The sequence below is a fragment of the Alkalibacterium sp. m-11 genome, from assembly GCF_054658155.1.
Genome location: NZ_BAAGIR010000344.1, coordinates 1 through 560, shown reverse-complemented (window position 1 = coordinate 560; position 560 = coordinate 1). Strand labels below are relative to the sequence as shown.

The following is a 560-nucleotide window of genomic DNA, read 5'->3' as shown; positions in this document are numbered from 1 at the left end:
TTGATTCATAAGAAGACCTCTTTTCTGGATTTGTGGTTATCTCTAGATTAAGGGTCTTCTTTCTTTTTGTCTACTTTAATTTCTTGCCCTACTATTTTACTTTCCGACAACTATTTTACACATAGAACGATTAGAGAATGGATAGATAACCAAAAAAGAGCGAAGAGTTAATCTTCGCTCTGTCTCGTACTAAGTATAAGAAATCCGATGGTGCCGGTAGTATGCCAGTTTAGGTTGAACCCGCTAATAGCAGGTGGGCTTCACCAGAAAAATATCTGACTTCCAAGTGATAAGGCATGTCATCAATTCTTCCTTTAGAATCCCAATGTTTTAATACAATGTTCGGTCAACACAGTAGTTTGGCATCGCGTACACCTCAGAATTCTTATCTTTATATTAGCACAGGGGGAGCTTTTAGTCAATACAGACAGCTTTTGAATTTGCCCAAAATTTATAACAACACTTTATATACCAAAAGCTCGAGGAATTCACATGTGGAAAACATGGAAGCCTCGAGCTTTTTGACTGTCCACAGCAAAAATCTGTGGACAAAATGCACC

General features: G+C 37.9%; 1 other RNA gene. It reads right to left on the bottom strand.

Annotation, left to right across the window (positions count from 1 at the left end):
- Positions 1–197: 197 nt before the first annotated feature.
- Positions 198–386: non-coding RNA, 6S RNA (gene ssrS / locus ACYQ2O_RS12735), on the bottom strand.
- Positions 387–560: the final 174 nt, after the last annotated feature.